The sequence below is a fragment of the Microbacterium terrae genome (genome assembly GCF_017831975.1).
GTDB lineage: Bacteria > Actinomycetota > Actinomycetes > Actinomycetales > Microbacteriaceae > Microbacterium > Microbacterium terrae.
Map to the genome: position 1 here is coordinate 2,804,843 of NZ_JAFDSS010000001.1, position 19,456 is coordinate 2,824,298.

Consider the following 19,456-nt stretch of genomic DNA (forward strand, 5'->3'; position numbering starts at 1 on the left):
AAGCGGGGACCCCGGTGAGTGCGCTCGAGCGAGTCAGCATCCTGTCCGAATCGGTGCGCTCCCGTCTTCGCGGCCTCCAGGTCGTCGTCGACGAGACCCCGAGCGCCGAGTTCCGTCAGGCCATCGACCACCTCGTCCCCGCAGAACAGGACGTCGCCCGCTTCGTGCATCACGCGCTCGCGGAGCAGACGAGCATTCCCAAGCGCAACGTCGTCGTGCTCCGCCACGGGGAGCCGGTGCTCGCGACTACCCTCCGAGCGCGACAGGAGCACTGGGAGATCGCGACGGCCACCGTCGCACCGAGTCTGCCGATTCCGTGCCGCGAGGGGATGCTCGAATCCGCGCTCTCCGCGATCGGACTCCACATCCTCATCATCGATCACGTCGGTGATGCGAAGGCCGACTTCCCGAGGCAGAAGCTCATCCCGTTCGACTCGTATGTCGCCCCCCTGGACGGCTTCGACTTCGACGCGTACTGGCGATCCACACGACTGCGCGAGGACATCCGCCGAGCCCAGCGGAAGACCGCCGACCTGCGGGTCGTGCACGACGAGCTCGCGACGGTCGACTGGTCGATCGACACGTGGGAAGGACGCTGGACGGACCACCCGAACGACGAGGCCGGCGCCGCGGACGACCTCCGGACGATCTGGCCCGAGCTGCTCCGACGGGGAAAGCTGAAGGCGACGGCGCTCGTCGACCCCGACGGAACCCCGGCGGCATCCAATGTGAACCTGGTCGACGGCGACACCCTCATCGGGCTCATCACCGCCCGCAACGTGGCGATCCCGGCCTCGGGGGGTTCGATCGGAACGCTCGCGGCGATCGCATGCTTCGACGAGGCGCGTGCGGCGGGGCTCGCCAAGGTGGACATCGGCGGGTACCACGACCACTACAAGCGGCGGCTCGCTCCAGTGGGGCGCACGGCGTACTCGGTCGAGATCGAGCCCCGGCTCGTCGGCGCCGACACGTCCGAGCGCATCGTGCACCTCGCCCGCGGCGTGAAGCGCCGCATCCGCGGCGTCGCGACGTCGATGCGCGGACGACCCGCCGACTGAGGTGCGCGCCGGCGGCTAGAGCAGGGCGTGCAGGGTGTCGGCGACGTACTGCTGATCGTCCTCCGCAAGACCGGGGTACATCGGCAGGCTCAGGATCTCTGCGGCCTGCCGCTCGGCATTCGGGAAGCTGCCCGCCTTCAGACCGAGGAAACCGAATGCCGGCAAGAGGTGCACGGGGGTCGGATAGTGGATCCCCGCACCGATGCCGGCGGCGGTGAGACCCTCGAGCACACGATCCCGCTCCGCCACCTTCACCACGTAGAGGTGGAAGACATGCTCGTTGCCGTTCGCGACGACGGGCAACTGCACGCGGTCGCCGTCGAGCATCTCCCCATACGTCTCGGCGGCGTCGCGTCGCAGCTGGTTCCACTCGTCGAGGTGCGCCAGCTTGGCCGAAAGCACGGCCGCCTGGATGCCGTCGAGACGCGAGTTGCGCCCCACGACGCTGTGCTCGTACTTAGCGATGCCGCCATGATTGCGAAGACGCCGGATCGTCCCCGCCAGCGCGTCGTCCGCGGTGAGGACGGCGCCGGCGTCGCCGAACGCCCCGAGGTTCTTGCCGGGATAGAAGCTGGTCGCCGCGACGTCCCCGAGGCTGCCGGCACGGATGCCGTGCCGCGTCGCGCCCTGCGACTGCGCCGCGTCCTCGAGGATGACCACGTCGGTCCCCACAACCGCCCGCAGCGCCTCGACCGGGGCGGTCTGGCCGTAGAGATGGACCGCGGCGACCGCGCGCGTGCGTGAGGAGACGGCATCCGCGACGCCCTCGACGGAGATCAGGAAGTCATCTGTGCAGTCGACGAGCACGGGAGTCGCCCCCACGCGGACAACGGCCTCCGCTGTCGCCACGAACGTGTTCGCCGGAAGGATCACCTCGTCACCCCTGCCGACGCCGGCCGCCTCGAGGGCGAGCTCGAGAGCGTCCGTGCCGTTCGCGACGCCGAGGCAGTGCGCGACGCCGCAATACCGTGCGAATTCTTCCTCGAAGTCCGCGGCGGCGGCCCCGAGGATGAAGCCCGATGAGTCGATCACCCGTGCGATCGCGGCATCTGCGGCTTCTCGGATGCGCCGCGTCTGCCAACCGAGATCGACGAACGGCACAGTGCGCTGGGCCTGCATACGGGCACTCCTCGAGATGACGACAGGTTGCACTGAGACACTATCGCCGCACCGGCACCCCGCCTCGCGATCGTGACGCCCTTGTACCATGGGCCTCGGGGGTGCGCTGTGGGAAAGCCGTTCGATGGACGTCGTGATCGTGGTCCGATGACGCGCCTGACCGGATGGGCGGCCACTGCCTTCGTGGCGGCACTCGCCCTCGGCGGCTGCTCCGCGATCCCGGTCCCCGAAGTCCCCCCGACAGCCACCGACTCATCGTCGGACGCACCCGCCGACACAGACGCCGCATCGCCGCCTTCTCCGCCGTTCGAGGACGTGGTCGCGGGAACGGGGCTCGTGTGGTCCGATGAGTTCGACAGCGTCTCCGACTCCCGATGGAGCACCTGGAAGCGCATGGAAGGCGCTCGCGGCTGGGGCAACGAGGAGCTCCAGAACTACACGGACGCAGAGGAGAACTCCTTCGTCGCCGATGGAGCGCTGCACATCGTGGCGAAGAGGGAATCCACGGTGGATGCCGACGGACTCGCGTCTGAGTACACCTCGGCCCGGCTCATGACCTATGAGACGTTCCGGTATGGACGGGTGGAAGCACGCATCAAGATCCCGGTGGGCGTGGGGTTGTGGTCGGCATTCTGGTTGCTCGGCACGGAGCACACGCCGACGGCACCCTGGCCGAGCCGGGGCGAGCTCGACGTGATGGAGTACGTCAATCAAGCGCGCGAGCTCAACAGCGGCATCATCGGCGTGAAGACGGACGACTCGCCCTGGAGTTGGGTGAACGCCTATCCGGTGAATGCGGACTGGAGCACAGCCTGGCACGTGTACGCGGTCGACTGGACGGCGGACTCGGTCTCCTACTCGGTCGACGGCCAAGAACTCGGAACGTTCCGCAAAGAAGACCTCGAGCCGGAAAACCTCTGGACCTTCGACAACCCGTCCCACATCATCCTGAACGTCGCTGTCGGAGGGCGCTGGCCGGGCAACGACATCGACGATGCGGCGTTGCCGGCGGAGTATCTCGTCGACTACGTGCGCGTCTACGATTCGGAGATCCGACAGGTGCCCGAATCGTGGATGCCGAAACCTCCGTGGTGACCTGCTGAAGCGACCGGCCGTGACGGGCTGCTACGACTGACCCGCACCATCCGTGACCGCCGCGCCGGCGCGAAGGGCCGCGATGACGCGATCCTGCTCGCCCTCGGTCATCTGATGGAAGATCGGGAGGATGAGGGTGGTGTCGGTCAGCCGGTCGGTGACGGGCAGGTCCGCCTCGACGGAGGCATACGCAGGCTCGCGATGGGCAGCCATGATGCCACGCCGCGCGGAGATCTCTGCTTCACCCAGAGCCCGCAGCAGGCCCTCTCGGTCGAGTGGATACGCGGCTCCGACCTCCACCCAGAACGATTGGAAGTTCGAGGTGCCGTTCGCGGGATCTGAGACAGCACGCAGCCCCTCTATGCCGGAGATCGCCTCGGCGTAACGCGCGGCGATGTCGCGGCGGCGTCTCACGACCTCATCCAGCCTCTCGAGCTGAACCAGGCCGACCGCCGCCTGGAGGTCGGTCATCCGGTAGTTGAACCCGATCTCGTCGTACTCCTCTTGGGGCGATACGACGCTCGCATGCCGATCGGCCGCCGACAGACTCATCGCGTGCTCGCGGAGCCGACGCGCCCGCTCCGCCCATTCGGCGCGAGACGTCGTGATCATGCCGCCCTCGCCGGTCGTCAGGATCTTTCGCGGGTGGAACGACCATGCCGCGATTTCCGCGCCCGCGCCCACGGGGCGACCCTTGTACGTCGAGCCCGCGCCACAGGCGGCATCCTCGATCACGACGATCCCGCGGGGATCGCAGACCGCGCGCACGGCGTCGAGGTCGACGGGGACCCCTCCCTGGTCGACGACGATGACGGCCCGCGTGAGCTCTGTCAGCGCAGCCTCGACCGTTGCGGCAGTGACGTTGCCCGTCACAGGATCGACCTCGCAGAACACCGGCCGCGCTCCGACGTACGTAGGCGCGTTGGCCGTCGCGATGAACGAGAACGACGGGACGACGACATCGTCACCGGGAGCAACCCCCGCGACCTTGAGGGCGAGGTGAAGCGCGGTCGTGCAGTTCGACACCGCCACGGCGTGGTCCGCCTGCTGCTTCGCCGCGAATGCCGCCTCGAACGCGGCGACCTTCGGCCCCTGCGCCACCCATCCGGACTCGATCACCTCGGTCACCGCGGCGACCTCCTCGGGGCCGAGCCACGGCTTCATGACGTTGATCCGTGTCATGCGCGGTCGCCCTGGAGCGCCCGGCCGGCCGCGATCTCCTCACGCAGCGGCCGCCACCACTCGACGAGGCCGCGCAGGCCTTCTTCGAGGCCGATCGTGGCGGTGAACCCGAGGTCCCGCTCCGCCGCCGAGGTGTCCGCCAGGCGGCGCACCACGTCGTTGACTCCGCGCGCGGGACCGAACTCCACGTCGAGATCGGAGTTCATCACTGCGAGCAGCAGCTCCGCCAGCTCGAGCAGGCTCGTCTCGGTGCCGCTGGCGATGTTGTACACGCCCTCGCCGACCCCGCTCTGCGCGGCCAGGATGTTCGCGCGAGCGATGTCGGTGCTCACGACGAAGTCCATCGTCTGCTGACCGTCGCCGAAGATGATCGGCGGCAGGCCGTCGGCGATGCGCTCCATCCAGCGCACGAGCACTTCGGTGTAGAACCCGTGCACGTCCATCCGCGGCCCGTAGACGTTGAAGTACCGCAGGAGCACGTAGTCGAGGCCGTACATCGCCCGGAAGCTCTTCGCCATGCCCTCGTTGAAGGTCTTCGCGGCTCCGTAGAACGTGTCGTTGTTGTACGGATGGTGGCGCTCATCGGTGGGGAACGACTCCGCCATCCCGTAGACGGATGCCGACGACGCCGCCACGAGCTTGGAGACCTTGTGCTCCGCGGAGGCCTCGAGCACGGTGAAGGTGGCATCGACCATCGTCTCCAACGCGAGCCGAGGCTCTTCGGCGCACTGGGTGATGCGGATCGCCGCCTGGTGGAAGACGACGTCCTTCCCCTTGACGACGTCGTGCACGGTGTCGCGGTCGCGTATGTCGCCTTCGATCAGCGTCACGCGCCCGGATTCCAGCGCGCCGTCGAGGTTCGCCCGGCGACCTCGCACGAGGTTGTCGAGCACGTCGATGTGGGCGACCCCGGCATCGAGCAGCTGGTCGACGAGCGTCGATCCGATCGTCCCCGCGCCGCCGGTGACGAGAACATTCGCCCCTGCCAGATCCGTCATGCGACTATCTCCTCCGTATCGCGATCTACCGTCACCAGGCTGCTGCCCGCCTCGAGGCTTCTCGTCGTGGCGTCGAGCACGTTGAGAACGCGCAGGGCGGAGTGACCGTCGGTGCGCGGCGCGCGTCCCTCGCGGATCGCAGCCGCGAACTCGGCCACCATGAGCGACAGCGCTTCCTTCTCGGGGAGCGCCGGTACCAGTGTGTCGCCGTATCGGTACGACACCTGCGCCGCGGCCCGCTCTGCGTCTTCGGTGACGGTGATGAAATCGATGCCGCGGTCATAGACGCTCACGCGCTGGGTGGGGTTGAGATCGTCCCAGACGAGCGTGCGCCGCGTGCCGCCGACGATGAGCTGACGGATCTTCGTCGGGCTGAGCCAGTTCGCGTGGACGTGGGCCACGACTCCGTCTCCGAGCTGCATGACGAGATAGCCGACGCACGCCTTGCCCAGGCGCAGCGGGTCGCCGCCATGGGCGAAGACACCCTCGGGCCGGAGGCCTCCCGGGAGGATGAAGTCCAGGATCGACAGATCGTGCGGGGCGAGGTCCCAGAACACGTCGACATCCGGCTGCACGAGCCCGTGGTTGATGCGCACCGAGTCGACGAACGTGATGTCGCCGAGTTCACCCGCCGCGATGAGATCGGCGATCTTGAGCACGGCAGGCGTGTAGCAGAAGGTGTGGTCGGCCATGAGGACCACACCGGCAGAGGCGGCGGCTGCGACCATCCGCTCGCCGCTGTCGACATTGTCGGCGAGGGGCTTCTCCGTGAGGACGTGCTTGCCCGCGGCGACGGCGGCGAGCGCGATCGATTCATGAGTGCGCGCCGGAGTGGCGATTGCCACCGCGTCCACCCCGTCGATCGCAAGCGCTTCCTCGATCGATGAGACGGCGACCGCAGTGCGGGTCGTCGACGCGAGTCGCTCCGCACGCTCCAGGTCGAGGTCGCACACCGCCGCGACATCCCAGTCGTCACTGAGGTTGAAGTTGCGGACGAGGTTGGGTCCCCAATAGCCCGCGCCCACGACGACCACTCGCAGCCTGCTGTCCCCCACAGAGCCCCCCTGACGTGGGTCCCGTTGACCCCACAGGCGCCCATGGTACGGGATGTCATGTTCCGATAGTGTGCGACGACGACTGCTCATGTCGGCGTCGCAGTTCTGGAGGTGTCGTGTCCACTGAGCCCGTGGCCCGGATCGCGGCATCCGCCGACGTGGATGAGCGTGCGCAGATCGGCGACGGCACAATCGTGTGGCACCTTGCACAGGTGCGGGAGGACGCCGTGATCGGCGACGAGTGCATCATCGGTCGAGGCGTCTACGTCGGCCCCGGTACGCGGATCGGACACCGATGCAAGGTTCAGAATCATGCACTCCTGTATGAGCCCGCGGTCCTCGATGACGGCGTCTTCATCGGCCCCGCCGTGGTGTTCACCAACGACTACTACCCGAGAGCGATCAACCCGGACGGCACGCTCAAAGACGCCCATGACTGGGATGCCGTCGGTGTGCGGGTCCACGAAGGGGCGTCGATCGGCGCACGCGCGGTCGTCGTCGCACCGGCGAAGATCGGTCGGTGGGCACTCGTCGCCGCGGGGGCTGTCGTGACGAAGGATGTGCTCGATTTCGCCCTCGTCGCAGGCGTACCCGCGAAGCGCATCGGCTGGGTCGGTCGCGCCGGCGTTCCGCTAGAACGCGATGGCAGCGAGTGGGTCTGCCCTGCTACCGGCGAGCGGTTCGTCGAAACCGACGGCGTCCTCGAGCGAGCGGGACTCTGACGCGAGTATCCCGCGCAGATCAGCGCGCGTAGAGCGTCAGCGTGCTGAAGGGCAGGTCGACCGTGCGCACCGCTGAGAATCCCCCGGCCTCCAGCGTTGCTTCCCACTCACCGGTGCCCTGCCCCCGCGACACCACCCAGATGCGGCGCACGTCCGCTCCGATCTTCAGGTCTTCCGGGGTGGATCGGTCGCCCCACAGCGCGACTGGGTTGTATCGGCCGGTGAGCGTGATGTCTCGAAGCCCGTCCGTCTCGTCCGGGTACAGGTCGAAAAGAATGTGCGGTTGGTCCCACGGGTCGCTTTCGACGATGACCGCATCGCCATTCGCAGCCTCTTGGCGGAGCACATTCGCGACCTCGTTCCAGTCCGCGCCATGCGAGTTCCCGGTGCGCGCATGGACGTAGGGGAGGACTGCGGTTGCCACGAGGACTGCGACGAGTGTCAGCGCGATCCAACGCCGGCCGATCGAGCTGATGCCCAGCGCCGCGAGCAATGCGACCGCGGGGGCGCACATCGTCAGGTACTGCGGGGAGTACAGCGGTTCTGCGATCAACGAGACCCCGACGAGCAGAACCGGCGGAATGACCATCCACGCGGTGCAGAGGACCGCGAGGCCGCGCATGACTGCACCCTCGCGCACTGCATGGATCACGCCGACCACCACAAGTCCCAGAAACAGCGCTGTAGTCGCGTAGGCGATCCACGAGGGGTACGACGAGTCGACGTACATCACCCCCGAGAACCACTGCCGCACGAGAACGTCCTCGAAGATTCCGAAATCGATCGGCTCGATCCATGAGACCTGACTGCGCTGCTGGTACCCGAGCAGCGCGACGAGGATCGCGGGAAGGACGCCCGCGACGCTTGCGAGGCCGAACGGCACTATCCGTGTCCGCCACGGACGGTGCAGGACGACCGCGGCCGCGAAGGCCGCGACGACCAATGCGGTGAAGAGGAAGACGACCACCGACACCGACACAAGCGCACCGACGACCACCCACCGCCACACGCGCCCGCGCTCGAGAGCCAGCAGGAGCATGAACGCGAGCCAGGTGGTGAGAGCGATCTGGATGGCGTACGAACGTCCGACGGTCGCGACGAGCAGCGCCGCCGGCATCGCCATGAGCAGGATGCCCGCCACAAAGCCGGTCGCACGCGACGCATACCGGGCGCCGATCAGGACGATGCCGCAGACGGCGACGCCCAGCGCGATCGCACTGGGCAGTCGAAGTGTCACCGCACTGACACCGAATGCAGAAAACCACAGATGCATGGCCGCGTAGTACGCGGCGTGGACCGCATCCATGCTCGTCGAGACCACCGCCCAGATCGCGCCGGGCGAGCGGTCAGCGAGGGATACCGTCACCGCCTCGTCGCCCATCAGCGACGGTCCGCCGATGTTCCAGGAGTTCACGACGACAGCAACGAGGCCGAGGGCGACCGCCCACGGCCACGTGCGCGGAGCCGCCGCACGCTTGTCACTCACACTCGCCACGCGAACCAGGGATTCTATGGGTCGCTTGCCTCACCGACACGTGCGGCAACACGGATGCCGTCATACTAGCGATGTGTGCACCGAGAGCCCCTCGGATCGCCGCAGAAGGGGGTCACCGTGCGAGCGAAGTTGGTGCGGCTCGCAGAGGTGACGGACGCCGACTGGATGCGGTGGAGCGCGCTCGCCGAGCGATCGGCCGAGCCCAATCTCGCCTTCGATCCCCGCTTCCTCATGTCCGACCAGGAAGGCGACACCGACGACTACCTGTTCGTCATCGCCGAGGAGGCGGGCGAGTGGTTCGGCCTTCTGCGTGTATTCGCCATGGCACTGTCGCCCAGCGTGGACATCCCCGCATACGGCACCTGGGATCCGCCGCTCTTCGGCGCATCACATCCCCTCCTCGACCGCGCCCGCGCCGCTGAGGCGCTGTCGACGCTCGCGCGCGGACTCCGCCCCCTGCTGCGCACCGGCTACCTGTCGCTGCGCGGCTACCCCGCCACGGGACCGCTCGCCGAGGCACTCGGGGCGGTGCGCAGGCAGCGTGCTATCGGAGCCGTGGTCACGCAGTCCCACGCTTCGGCCTGGGTCGATGTCGCCGCGCAACATGCCTCCGGCTCGCCCGCAGACCGCGTCGGCCCCGCCCAGATCGACATCGACCACCACAACGCCGACACGCGGAAGAAGCTCCGTCGCGCTGCTCGGAGACTGGCCGAGACCGCGGGCGGATCGCTCACCCTCCGCGATGCGAGCGACGACCCGGAAGCAGTCGAGCGCTTCATCGCGATGCAGCGCTCGGGGTGGAAGGGGGACGCGCAGCGCGGAGGAACCGCCGTGGCTCTGGACCACGGCATGGAGGTCAGGTTCCGCCGGAAGCTCGCGGCGTTCCGTGGCACCGACGACCTCATCGTGCTCGAGCTCTGGGCGGGCGACGTGCCCGTGCACTCATCGGTGTACCTGGTGGAGGGGCGCGTCGCCGAGGGGTACCTTGACGCGTATCAGCACGAGTTCGGCGCATTCTCCGCAGGCAAGCTCGGTCGAACCGCGGCGTTCGCGTACTTGCGACGGCTCCCCCGCCTCACTGCGGTGAACCCGGGGATCTACGACTACTACCCCGACGCCGCGAAGGTCTACCCCGATCGCCGGGAGTACATCGACGTCATCATCGGCGTCGGCGTCGTGCCGTCGCTCCTGACGGGCCTGCTTCTTCGAGCCGATGCGTCGTCCCTGCGACGCAGGGCGGTGATCGTCGCCAGCAACGCGGATCGGTTCGCCATGCGTGCCGTCGGCGCCGTGAAGCGCCGCGTGAAGCCGGGAAGCTGAGGGAGGCAGCGATGCGGGCAACACTGCTCCGGCTCTCGGAGGTCACCGACGCGGAGGCGAGCCGCTGGGCTGCACTCGCGAAGCGTGCGGCCGAGCCCAACGCCGCGTTGGATCCCCGGTTCCTCCTCCCGGACCGCGACACAAGCGGCGGCCACCTGCTGGTCGTCGCCGAGGAGGACGGCGAGTGGTTCGGCCTCCTCCGCGTCTTCCCGATCGACACGGCTGCGACCTTCGGGGTCACGACGTTCGGCACGCTCGAACCTTCCGAACTCGGCCCGCCGTTTCCGCTGCTGGATCGAAGCCGCAGCGGCGACGCCCTGACAGCGATCGCGTGGGGGATCCGGCGCCTCCTCCGCGGCGGCTATCTGGCGCTGCGCGGCTATCCCGCAACAGGCCCGCTCGCCGAAGCCCTGGAGGCGGCGCGAAGCCGGACCGGGATGGGTGCACTCGTGGTCGCCACGCGCACCACCCCGTGGGTCGATGTCCATCCGATGCCGGACTCGTCGCCGACGGAACACGTCTACTCCGCGCAGGTCGACCCCGACTACCGCAGTGTCGGTACCCGGAAGGAACTTCGCCGCAATGCGCGGCGCCTGACCGAAGCCACGGGCGGCCCGCTCACCCTGCGTGATGCGAGCGACGACCCGGCGGCCATCGACCGCTTCATCGCGATGCAGGCATCCGGGTGGAAGGGCGACGGTGATCGTGGCGGTTACGCCGTGGCGCTGGACGCCGACCGGGAACGGGCGTTCCGTGACAAGATGCGGGCGTTCGCCGCGACCGGCGACCTCATCTTGCTCGAACTGTGGGGTGGCACCCAGCACGTCTACTCGCATGTGTACGTCGTCTCGGAAGGAGTCGCGGTGGGCGTCCTCGACGCGTATCAGCACGAGTACGCCAGATACTCGACCGGCAAACTCGGCCGCACCGCCGTCACCGCCCACCTTCGGCATTCCGGGCGCCTCCAGGCGATGAACCCGGGCTACTACTACGACGGCGACGAGGAGGCGGTGCGGGCATATCCCGATCGTCGAGACTTCGATGATGTCGTCATCGGAGTCGGCGCGGTGCCGGCGCTCGCGGTTCGGCTCCTTCCGCGCGCTGACGCTTCGAAGACAGCGCAGAGGATGTTCACGCTGCTGAGCCGAGCCGACCGACTCGTGCTGCGCGTCGTCGATCGCGTGAACCGACGCGGGAAGGCGAAGTCATGACGCGATGGCCCGTGGCCGCAGATGCCAGACTATGCCCCGGGGTGCCGTTCCTGACGAGAGGCGTGCCGCCGAAGACGAGGAGGACGAGATGACGACGGATGCGCTCATGGTGCTTGTGGCGGTCATGGTGGGACTGCTGCTGCTCGTGGCCGTCGCCTGCGCAGCGGTCGTCGGCGTCTTCCTGTGGCGGCGCTGGCGACGCAGCCACCCGCCGCGCCGACCGCGGGGCTCGACTGCCGGGTCGACACCATCGATGTCCGCTCCGGCAGCGCCACCGGCCTCTTCGGGCGGACGCAGCGGAGGACGACCGGCGTCCGAGCCCGTCCCGAAGGGTGACGCACCCGCTGACGACCCCCGTATCCTCGCCCTCCAACTCGAGGAGCCGGCGTCCACGGAGGCTGTGTTCCGCAACCTCGAGAAGATCAAGCCGCTTCTACGCGATGAAGCCGCAGAAAGCGACCGCATGGCGAGGACCACACCGCTCGCCGGCCGGGCGATGCGCTCCGCGGGACTCTTCCTGTGGTGCTTTCCCGCCGAACGCGGCGGCATCGATGCGTCGCACGCCGACAGGCTCGAAGCGGCGGCCCAGGTCGCGCGCATCGACGCCGGAATGGCGTGGACGATGGTCATTCTCAGCAGTCACGGAGACTGCGTCGCCTATCTCGACGACGAGGCGTGCGCGTCGCTCTACCCGAATGCCGACATCCCTACGGTCTACTCGGCGGTGCCGTTCGCGCGAGCGATCGAGATCGACGGGGACAAGTACCGAATCGAACCTGCACGCTGGCGCATGGGCAGCGGTGGGTACCACGCGGAGCGCTGGATCGGCGGCGCCAAGGTGTGGGACACGGCAGGCAACCCCGTGCTCGACGAAGCGACGGGCTGGCAGAAGGTCATCGGCGCCTGGCTGCCCGAAGACAAGGTCCGACAGATCGACGACTGGGATCCACTCGGCGTGCGATCGTCGGGAAGCTCCTCGTACGAACTGGTCGAGGCTGTCGAGATCCCCCGCAACTTCGCCTACAACGACACCCAGGACCTGAGGCCGTTCCGCTTTCCGTTCTTCGGGATCGCCATGGGCATCGCGCAGCACCTGATCGACCTCACTGTCGAGACGTTGAGCGGCCCGCGCACCGAACCCATAGACACGTATGCCGCCAACGTTCTGGGCGACGCCCTCGCGTCGCTCGACATGCTCGTGCTCGGCCTACGCGGATACGCCGTGTACATCGACGAGGCCCGCGAGGGACGTTCCTCACGCGCGCTCACCGTCGACGAGTCGAACTGGGTGAACAGTGCCGGCGTCCCCGTACGGGAATTGCTGCTGAAGATCCGCGACATAACCGCCGATCTCACCGGAACGCGCTACGTGCCGGCAGGGTCCGAATTCGCCCGCGCGCTCCGCGACATCGACGTCATTCTCGCGCACGTCCTGTTCCGGCTCACCATCACGCCCGGCAAGCGCGACCGCGTGAGCGCTCTGCTCGCGGGTTCCACCCCTCCCGGCGTGTGGGACTCGGGCTGGCCGCTGAACATCCCCACTGACCACGCCGTCGACGCCGAACCGCGGGACTGACCGTGCGACAATACGATTCGAACGCGGCGCGGCGGCTCGGGGAGTCGCGTCGCTCCGAGTGGAGGGGATGCTCGTGACGACCGACCAGCTCTTGACGGTTCTCGTGACGATGGTCGCGGTGCTGCTCGTCCTCGCGCTCTTCGCCGGGGCCGCGATCGCGTACTTCGTGTTCCGACGGCTCCGCGGTCGCCGGAGGCAGCCCCGCACGGCACCTCCGGTCGCGTCGACGCCGGCGGCTCGGGTCACCTCATCGGCACCGGCGCCTCACCAGAACCGCCCAGTCGACCAGCCCGTCCCCAAGGGCGACGTTCCGCGCGACGACCCGCGCATCGCGGCCCTCGACCTCGAGCCGCCCTCGTCGACCGCCGCGGTCTTCCGCAACCTCGACAAAGTCAAGCCGATCCTTTGGCATGAGGTCGCCGAGAGCGACCGAATCGGGCGGATCACCCCGCTCGCTGGTGGTGCCCTGCGTGCGACGGGTGTTTACCTCTGGTCCTTCCCGACGAACCGCGGTGGTCTCGATGCTTCCTACGCCGATCGTCTGGAGGCGGTCACGCAAGTAGGTCGCATCGACGCCGGGATGGCCTGGGTGGTGCACTGGCTGAGCTCTCACAGCGAGCTCGCCGGGCGACTCGACGACGAGTCGTTCGCCGAGCTGTATCCAAGTCTCGACTTGCCGACCGTGTTCTCTGCCACGCCGCCGGCACGAGCGATTGAGATCGGTGGAGACAAGTACCGCATCGAGCAGGCGCGATGGAGGCTCGGGAGCGGCGGCTACCACGCCGATCGATGGCTCGCAGGCGCAAACGTCTACACCGCGGCGGGCGAGGCGGTGATCGATCAGGCCACAGGCGCACACAAGGCGATCGGGGTCTGGGTGCCCGCCGACAAGCTCCAGCAGATCGACGACTGGAATCCGCTCGGCCTGCGCTCTTCGGGCAGCGCCTCGTATGAACTCACCGGGCCTGTGGAGGTGCCGCGGCGCTGGAGCTTCGAGATCACCGGCGATACCGGAGCCCACTTCTTCCCGTTCATGGGGGTGATGGTGGGCGCTGCCCAGCATCTCGTCGATCTGACGCTCCAGTTCGTGAGGGCGAAGCGGAAGGCCGGTGTCACGACGGGCTCCCACGACGTCACGGCCCTCGCCGATGCGATGAGCTCCCTCGACATGCTCGCCCTCGGCCTTCGCGGCTATGCCGACTACATCGACCGCGTGCGCGTCGAGCGGGCCGGGGTGTTCACGGTCGAGGAGGCAGCATGGATCCACACTGTGGGCATGCCCGTGCGCGAGACCTTGATGAAGGTGCGAGACATCACGTCCGATATCGTCGGGACCGGCTACGTCCCGGCTGGCTCGGAGTTCGGACGCGTGCTGCGCGACATCCAGGTGGGGCTCGCGCACGCGTGGTTCCGACGCTCCGACGCCCTCGACCTCCGCACGCGCCACATGTCGGTCGTCCTCGACAGCCCGCGATTCACCCCGATCTGGGATGCAGGGTGGCCGGTGCAGCTCCCCGCGGAGAACGTGTCCGCGTCCTGACCAGTCGGATCAGTCCGCGGCGAAGAAGAGTTCGCTCGCAGCCGTGCGTTCGTTCAGCCACCACTCGTACGACTTGGCGATGTGGCCGAGATCGAGGGCCTGATATCCGGCGCGGTGGAGATCGTAGGCGAGCACGGTCGCGGTCGGGCCGAGGATCGCGATCATCAGACTGTCCTTCGGTGCCAGCAGCGCCCGGCGCAGGATATCGTCGTACTCCTCGAACGCATCCTGCTTCGGGGCCAGGATGTGCTCGACGGACGCGGCGTTGTCGAAGATGTCGTGGGTGAAGCCGTCGAAGATGCCGTCGCCGTGGATAAGGACTACGCGTGCGTCCTGCCAGATCTGCCGGCACTTGTCGAAGTAGCCGTGACGATCGAATCGCGGACCGAAGGTGCTGTGACCCATCGACACCTCGGTCGCCCCGTAACGCGCGCCGAAGTCGATGTGCGGATCCAGGATGCGGCGCAGGTGCGGCGCCCAGTGCAGGTAATAGTCCCGCATGCCATCGGCGAGTTCTGCGCTCAGGTCGTAGGTGAAGCTCGGGATCGCGACGAGCAGGTCGGGCTCGTGGGAGTCGAGCACCTCTCGCAGACGTCGTGAGAGGTCGTCGCCGGGAGTCTGGAACATGTCGAACCAGCCCTCCATCGTCGACAGATCGCCCGCGCCGAAGCGGGCGATCGACTTTCCGGCGATCAACGCGTCCAGGGTCTGATCGACAGTCATGACCACCGGCGCATCGGCGGTTCGCGTCCGATAGATCACCGCCTCGAGCGCCAGCAGCTCCTCGGCTATGGCCGCGTCGACGATGGCCTTCACGCTGAATCGCGGACGCATCCAATCGATGAACCGCTGCCGACGCGCGCGCCCCGGAATCAGCTTCGCCAGGAACAGAAGAACGTAGTACGCCACAGACTCTCCCTCGCCTCTCCCCAGAAAGACAACAACACCGTAGTGGACGAAACCTCGGGAAGGTAGAGAGTCATTTCAGCGCCGGTAGGCCGCCATGTACATGTCCACGACCGACGAGAGCGCGAACTCCTGAGAGCGGGCGCGACTGCGATCCTCGAGACCGGTGCGCACTCCGTCATCGGTCAGCACACGGAGCAGTTCACCTCCGATCGAACCGAGTTCGCTGAGCACGCCGGCTCTGCCCTCATCGGTCACATAGCGCGCCCCGATGTTCGGGGTCGCGACGATCGGGAGCCCGGAGGCCATCGCCTCCGCGTACGGGATTCCGAACCCTTCGTAGTCCGAGGGGAGGCAGAACACCCATGCCCGCTGATACGCCGCGACGAGCTCCGCGTCGGTCAACTCGCCGAGCACGACGACACCAGGACCGGGGTCGTCTGGAGCGTCGCGGCACACCATCTCGAGCCGGGCCGACGGCAGGACCGGAAGGATGTCACGCTGAAAGGCCGCCGCGAGGTCTCGGCCACGCTTGCGGTTGCGCCACGTGCCGACGAACAGCACCGTCGGCGCATCCGCACGCTTCGACGCGTCGGGTCGGAAGCGCGAGGTGTCGACCCCGTTGGGGATCACGTGCCGCACCCACGGCGTCCACCGGCGGGTCGCGGGAGAAACCGCGACGGTGCGATCCGCGACGATCGTCGCCAGGATCTCGCTGAAACCGAGGAGCAGCATCCGCAGCTTCTCCCACAGGCCCGGAACACGCCCGGCCTCCTCGAAGGACGACCCGTGCATCGTGCGGATGTGCATGGGGGTTCGGCGGCGCCATAGCCAGTAATCGTCGCCGTGCGCGTGGATGACGTCGTATGAGCTGAAGTCCACGCGGCGCAGCGCCCACGCGAAACGGAACGTGCGCAGCGATCCCGGCAGATGCACCTGGCGATGCTCGTACTCGGCACCGTCGACCGGCGGGCACTCCGAGAAGAGACTGACGTGATGCCCGCGCCGGACGAGCTCGTTCGCGAGTTCGTGCGCCTGGTAGCCGACCCCGATCTTGCTGCCACTGGGCAGGTAGTACGAGATCATCGCGATGCGGAGCGAGGGCTCGGCGGGGGTGGCCATGCGACTAGATGACGTCGGCGAAGAGCCGCTCGTTGCGCTGGAACGACAGCACGCCCAGCGTGATCGAGACGATGGCGGCGATCGCGAGAGCAAGCACCTGCCACAGGGCCGGTGCACTCTGTCCGAGCAGCGACCAGCGGTACGCCTCCATGAGCCAGGTGATCGGGTTGAGATTGAAGAGCCAGGCGAGACCCCGCTCTTCGACGGCCTCCATCGAGTACGCGATCGGGGACGCGTACATGAGGATCTGCAGGAACCACGGAAGGAAGTACTGCACATCGCGGTATTTCACCATCCACGATGATGCGGCAAGCCCCACGCCCATCGCGAGGAGAATCGTCACGAGAACCCAGAAGGGAAGCAGCAGGATCGGCCAGCCCGGATTGATGCCGAAGACGAAGAGCAGCACCACGAACAGGCCGAGGCTCACGGTGAAGTCGAGAAGGATCGACGTCACCACCGACAGGGGCACGATGATGCGCGGGAAGAAGACCTTCTGCACGAGGGCGAGGTTCGCGACCAGCGAGTTGGACGCCCGACTGACGATGTTGCTGAAGAGCGACCACGCCATCTGCCCGGCGAAGGCGAAGATGAAGTAAGGCACTCCGCCGCTCGGCAGCTGCGCGATCCCGCCGAAGACGATCGTGAACACACCCGCCGCGACGAGGGGCTGGACGAATACCCAGGCAACACCCACGGCCGTCTGGCGATACCGGAGCAGGATCTCCTTCTGCCCGAATCGCACGAAGATCTCGCGCGCGGCCCACACCTCGCGCCAGTTCGGCATGTTGAACCGTCCGGGCGGCGTGACGATGGTGCGGGTCATCGGGTCGCCTCGTAATCGAAGTCGGCGAGGATCATGCCGCGGGAGAGCGCTTCTTCGCTCGCGAGCTCGGGATACGGACTGTGCTCGACGACCTCGATGACGTCGGCTCCTTCCCACGCGTCGTGGACTCCCGACTGACACACGAACATGTCGACGGTGTAGCGACCGGGCTTGAGCCAGAGGTTCTTGATCCGGAGGGTGCCGGCCTGGTCCTCCTCCGGATCGAACCAGTGACCGGTGAGTCGAGAATCGCACTGCACCACGACAGCTCCGTTGACGTCGGTGATATGCGCCGAGACGAAGTACTTTCCGACGAGAGTCGGGTTCTTGCCGACGTTGAACTCGATGACCTTCTCGTCGGCGGGCTCCTGCGTCTGCTCGGTCACGGCCACGCGCGTGAGTCGCAGCCACCCCGTGCCGGGCCGCGCCGCGGCATCCTGCTGCTCAGACTGGAACTTCTCGAACGTGTCGCGGTAGTGCGAGATGGCGCCGTCCACCGACCCGTGATAGCCGAGGCGTCCCTTGTCGAGGAACAGCGCCGACGTGCACAGCGCGGTGACGGTGTTCATCTGGTGGCTGACGTACAGCACGGTCCGACCGTCGCGCGCGACGTCGCGCATCTTCGCGAGCGACTTGCGCTGGAACTCTGCGTCACCGACGGCCAGCACTTCGTCGATGGCGAGGATCTCGGTGTCGAGGTGCGCCGCGACCGAGAAGGCGAGGCGCACGTACATGCCCGACGAGTATCGCTTCACCGGCACGTCGAGGAACTTCTCGACCCCGGAGAAATCGACGATCTCATCGAAGCGACGCTTGATCTCCTGGCGGCTCATGCCGAGGAGGGCGCCGTTCTGGTAGATGTTCTCTCGGCCGGTGAGTTCGCCCGAGAATCCGGTGCCGACTTCGAGGAGTGACCCCACACGTCCGCCGAGGTCGATCACGCCCGTGGTCGGCGCAGTGATGCGCGTCAGAATCTTGAGGAGCGTGCTCTTGCCCGCACCGTTGCGCCCGACGATGCCGACTGCCTCTCCCCACGGGATCTCGAACGAGACGTCCTTCAGGGCGTCGAAGTCCTCGTAGTGAGTACGGGTCAGGGGGTGCCGGATCCGGTTGAACACGGCTGTCGTGATCCGATCGACGCGCTCGCCGGCCATCTGGATCCGGTAAGACTTCGACAGATCCGATACGTTGATCGCAGAGTCAACCATGCGGCTCCTATCCCCCAGGCTTCGCGCCTCGAGGAGGGCGCACACGCCCGGTCAGCCTACCATCGGCGCGAGCCGCCGCCACGCGTGAGCCGTCCGATGATCGCGCCGAAGTACGCGGTCGCACTGTGGGACGTCCCCCAGCGCGCTTCGCGCGCGGCATCGGCGATTCGTCGCCGCCGCAGAGCGGCGAGCGTCGCGAGGCCCGCATCATGCGACGCACGCGCCCGCTCGCGCTCCCGGTGCTCACGCAGCAGGGCGGCGGTGCGCTCGTCGCCGCGCGCGCCGGCGGCCCAGGCGTGCCGGGTGAGGATTCCGTCGAGGGCTGACCGACGCACGCGCACGTTGTCGATGCCGGTGCCGGTCACGTTGCCGTCATGGCGGCGGTACCCGACGAGTTCCTCGGGCGCGCAGGCGAACGTGCCGCGGCCCAGGAGTCGCAACGCGAGTTCGAAGTCCTCCATCATCGACAGCTCGGGACTGAACCCTCCGACCTCGGCGAACGCGTGCCGACGGATCAGCATCGCTCCGCAGATGTGCGGCAGACGTGCGGTACCCGACAGCATCTCGGTCGCGTTCGCAGGAACGGCGGGCCACGACGGGGCGAACGGCCGACCATTCGCATCCATGTGCCACCCGCCGCAGTAAGAGGCGGGGGCGGACGGCTCGGCGCGCAGGAGGGCGACCTGCCTCTCCAGGCGCTCCGGATGCCACACGTCATCGTCGTCGAGGAACACGAGCAGGTCTCCGCCAGACGCCGTCACGCCGGCGTTCCGCGCGAGCGAGACGGTGACGGGGGGCGGGACGCGCACGATCGAGGTGCGGGGGATGCCCGCGACCACGGCGGACAGCGCGACCGGGTCGGGCGCGCCGTTGTCGACGATGACAAGCTCCCACCCTGGGTAGGTCTGCGCGACGACGGACGAGACCGCCGCAGCCAGAAACGGCGAAGAGCGATTCGTCGCGAGGATGACGCTCACGAGCGGACTGGTCGACGTCATCCGCCCTCCCTCAGGCTCGCAACGA

Annotated in this window: 17 protein-coding genes; 7 read left to right on the forward strand and 10 right to left on the reverse strand. The window is 67.7% G+C overall.

Going from position 1 to position 19,456, the window contains the following annotated elements; translation table 11 throughout:
* Positions 1-14 precede the first annotated feature (14 nt).
* Positions 15-1,058, forward strand: a complete 1,044-nt coding sequence (locus JOD63_RS12860) for a GNAT family N-acetyltransferase (RefSeq protein ID WP_045275022.1) — start codon at positions 15-17, stop codon at positions 1,056-1,058.
* Positions 1,059-1,073: 15 nt separating this feature from the next.
* On the opposite strand, the gene JOD63_RS12865 is transcribed toward JOD63_RS12860, so the two are convergent.
* On the reverse strand, positions 1,074-2,177 hold the full coding sequence (locus tag JOD63_RS12865; RefSeq protein ID WP_045275021.1) for a DegT/DnrJ/EryC1/StrS family aminotransferase: 1,104 nt from the start codon (positions 2,175-2,177) through the stop codon (positions 1,074-1,076).
* Positions 2,178-2,324: 147 nt separating this feature from the next.
* Between JOD63_RS12865 and JOD63_RS12870 the strand changes: the two genes are divergently transcribed.
* Positions 2,325-3,272 (forward strand): glycoside hydrolase family 16 protein, encoded by a 948-nt coding sequence (locus tag JOD63_RS12870; RefSeq protein ID WP_052682447.1) that lies wholly within the window; start codon positions 2,325-2,327, stop codon positions 3,270-3,272.
* A 30-nt stretch (positions 3,273-3,302) separates the two neighbouring features.
* Here JOD63_RS12870 and JOD63_RS12875 read toward each other — a convergent pair whose 3' ends face one another.
* The 3 genes from JOD63_RS12875 to JOD63_RS12885 are packed head-to-tail and all read right to left on the reverse strand — an operon-like array spanning position 3,303 to position 6,507.
* Positions 3,303-4,454, reverse strand: a complete 1,152-nt coding sequence (locus JOD63_RS12875) for a DegT/DnrJ/EryC1/StrS family aminotransferase (protein WP_045275020.1) — start codon at positions 4,452-4,454, stop codon at positions 3,303-3,305.
* Complete coding sequence (locus JOD63_RS12880) at positions 4,451-5,452, reverse strand: NAD-dependent epimerase/dehydratase family protein (RefSeq protein WP_045275019.1); 1,002 nt, start codon at positions 5,450-5,452, stop codon at positions 4,451-4,453. Before JOD63_RS12880 ends, JOD63_RS12875 begins: the two co-directional genes overlap by 4 nt.
* Positions 5,449-6,507 carry a Gfo/Idh/MocA family protein gene (locus JOD63_RS12885; RefSeq protein WP_045275018.1) on the reverse strand — a complete coding sequence of 353 codons (1,059 nt, stop codon included), beginning with the start codon at positions 6,505-6,507 and terminating at the stop codon, positions 5,449-5,451. Before JOD63_RS12885 ends, JOD63_RS12880 begins: the two co-directional genes overlap by 4 nt.
* A 131-nt stretch (positions 6,508-6,638) precedes the next feature.
* Here JOD63_RS12885 and JOD63_RS12890 point away from each other — a divergent pair, with 131 nt between their 5' ends.
* Complete coding sequence (locus JOD63_RS12890; protein WP_045275017.1) at positions 6,639-7,229, forward strand: acyltransferase; 591 nt, start codon at positions 6,639-6,641, stop codon at positions 7,227-7,229.
* Positions 7,230-7,248: 19 nt separating this feature from the next.
* Here the strand turns inward: JOD63_RS12890 and JOD63_RS12895 are convergent, their stop codons facing one another.
* Positions 7,249-8,724 (reverse strand): glycosyltransferase family 39 protein, encoded by a 1,476-nt coding sequence (locus tag JOD63_RS12895; protein WP_045275016.1) that lies wholly within the window; start codon positions 8,722-8,724, stop codon positions 7,249-7,251.
* 117 nt (positions 8,725-8,841) lie between these two features.
* Between JOD63_RS12895 and JOD63_RS12900 the strand changes: the two genes are divergently transcribed.
* From JOD63_RS12900 to JOD63_RS12915, 4 genes are all read left to right on the forward strand, one after another.
* The gene (locus tag JOD63_RS12900; RefSeq protein ID WP_157003957.1) at positions 8,842-10,044 is read left to right on the forward strand and encodes a GNAT family N-acetyltransferase; all 1,203 of its coding nucleotides are present in this window, start codon (positions 8,842-8,844) and stop codon (positions 10,042-10,044) included.
* A gap of 11 nt (positions 10,045-10,055) precedes the next feature.
* Entirely contained in the window at positions 10,056-11,255 is a 1,200-nt protein-coding gene (locus tag JOD63_RS12905; protein WP_045275014.1) for a GNAT family N-acetyltransferase, read from the forward strand.
* Positions 11,256-11,343: 88 nt separating this feature from the next.
* A complete protein-coding gene (locus JOD63_RS12910; RefSeq protein WP_045275013.1) occupies positions 11,344-12,831 on the forward strand; it encodes an acyl-CoA dehydrogenase family protein in 1,488 nt (495 codons plus the stop codon).
* A gap of 73 nt (positions 12,832-12,904) precedes the next feature.
* Entirely contained in the window at positions 12,905-14,371 is a 1,467-nt protein-coding gene (locus tag JOD63_RS12915; protein ID WP_157003956.1) for an acyl-CoA dehydrogenase family protein, read from the forward strand.
* A 9-nt stretch (positions 14,372-14,380) separates the two neighbouring features.
* Here JOD63_RS12915 and JOD63_RS12920 read toward each other — a convergent pair whose 3' ends face one another.
* From JOD63_RS12920 to JOD63_RS12940, 5 genes are all read right to left on the reverse strand, one after another.
* Positions 14,381-15,280, reverse strand: a complete 900-nt coding sequence (locus JOD63_RS12920; protein WP_045275011.1) for a GT-D fold domain-containing glycosyltransferase — start codon at positions 15,278-15,280, stop codon at positions 14,381-14,383.
* Positions 15,281-15,355: 75 nt separating this feature from the next.
* The gene (locus JOD63_RS12925; protein WP_045275010.1) at positions 15,356-16,399 is read right to left on the reverse strand and encodes a glycosyltransferase family 4 protein; all 1,044 of its coding nucleotides are present in this window, start codon (positions 16,397-16,399) and stop codon (positions 15,356-15,358) included.
* Positions 16,400-16,403: 4 nt separating this feature from the next.
* Entirely contained in the window at positions 16,404-17,225 is an 822-nt protein-coding gene (locus JOD63_RS12930; RefSeq protein WP_045275009.1) for an ABC transporter permease, read from the reverse strand.
* Complete coding sequence (locus JOD63_RS12935; protein ID WP_052682446.1) at positions 17,222-18,433, reverse strand: ABC transporter ATP-binding protein; 1,212 nt, start codon at positions 18,431-18,433, stop codon at positions 17,222-17,224. The genes JOD63_RS12930 and JOD63_RS12935 overlap by 4 nt, the downstream gene beginning before the upstream one ends.
* 56 nt (positions 18,434-18,489) lie before the next feature.
* Complete coding sequence (locus JOD63_RS12940; protein WP_045275008.1) at positions 18,490-19,431, reverse strand: glycosyltransferase family 2 protein; 942 nt, start codon at positions 19,429-19,431, stop codon at positions 18,490-18,492.
* Positions 19,432-19,456 lie beyond the last annotated feature (25 nt).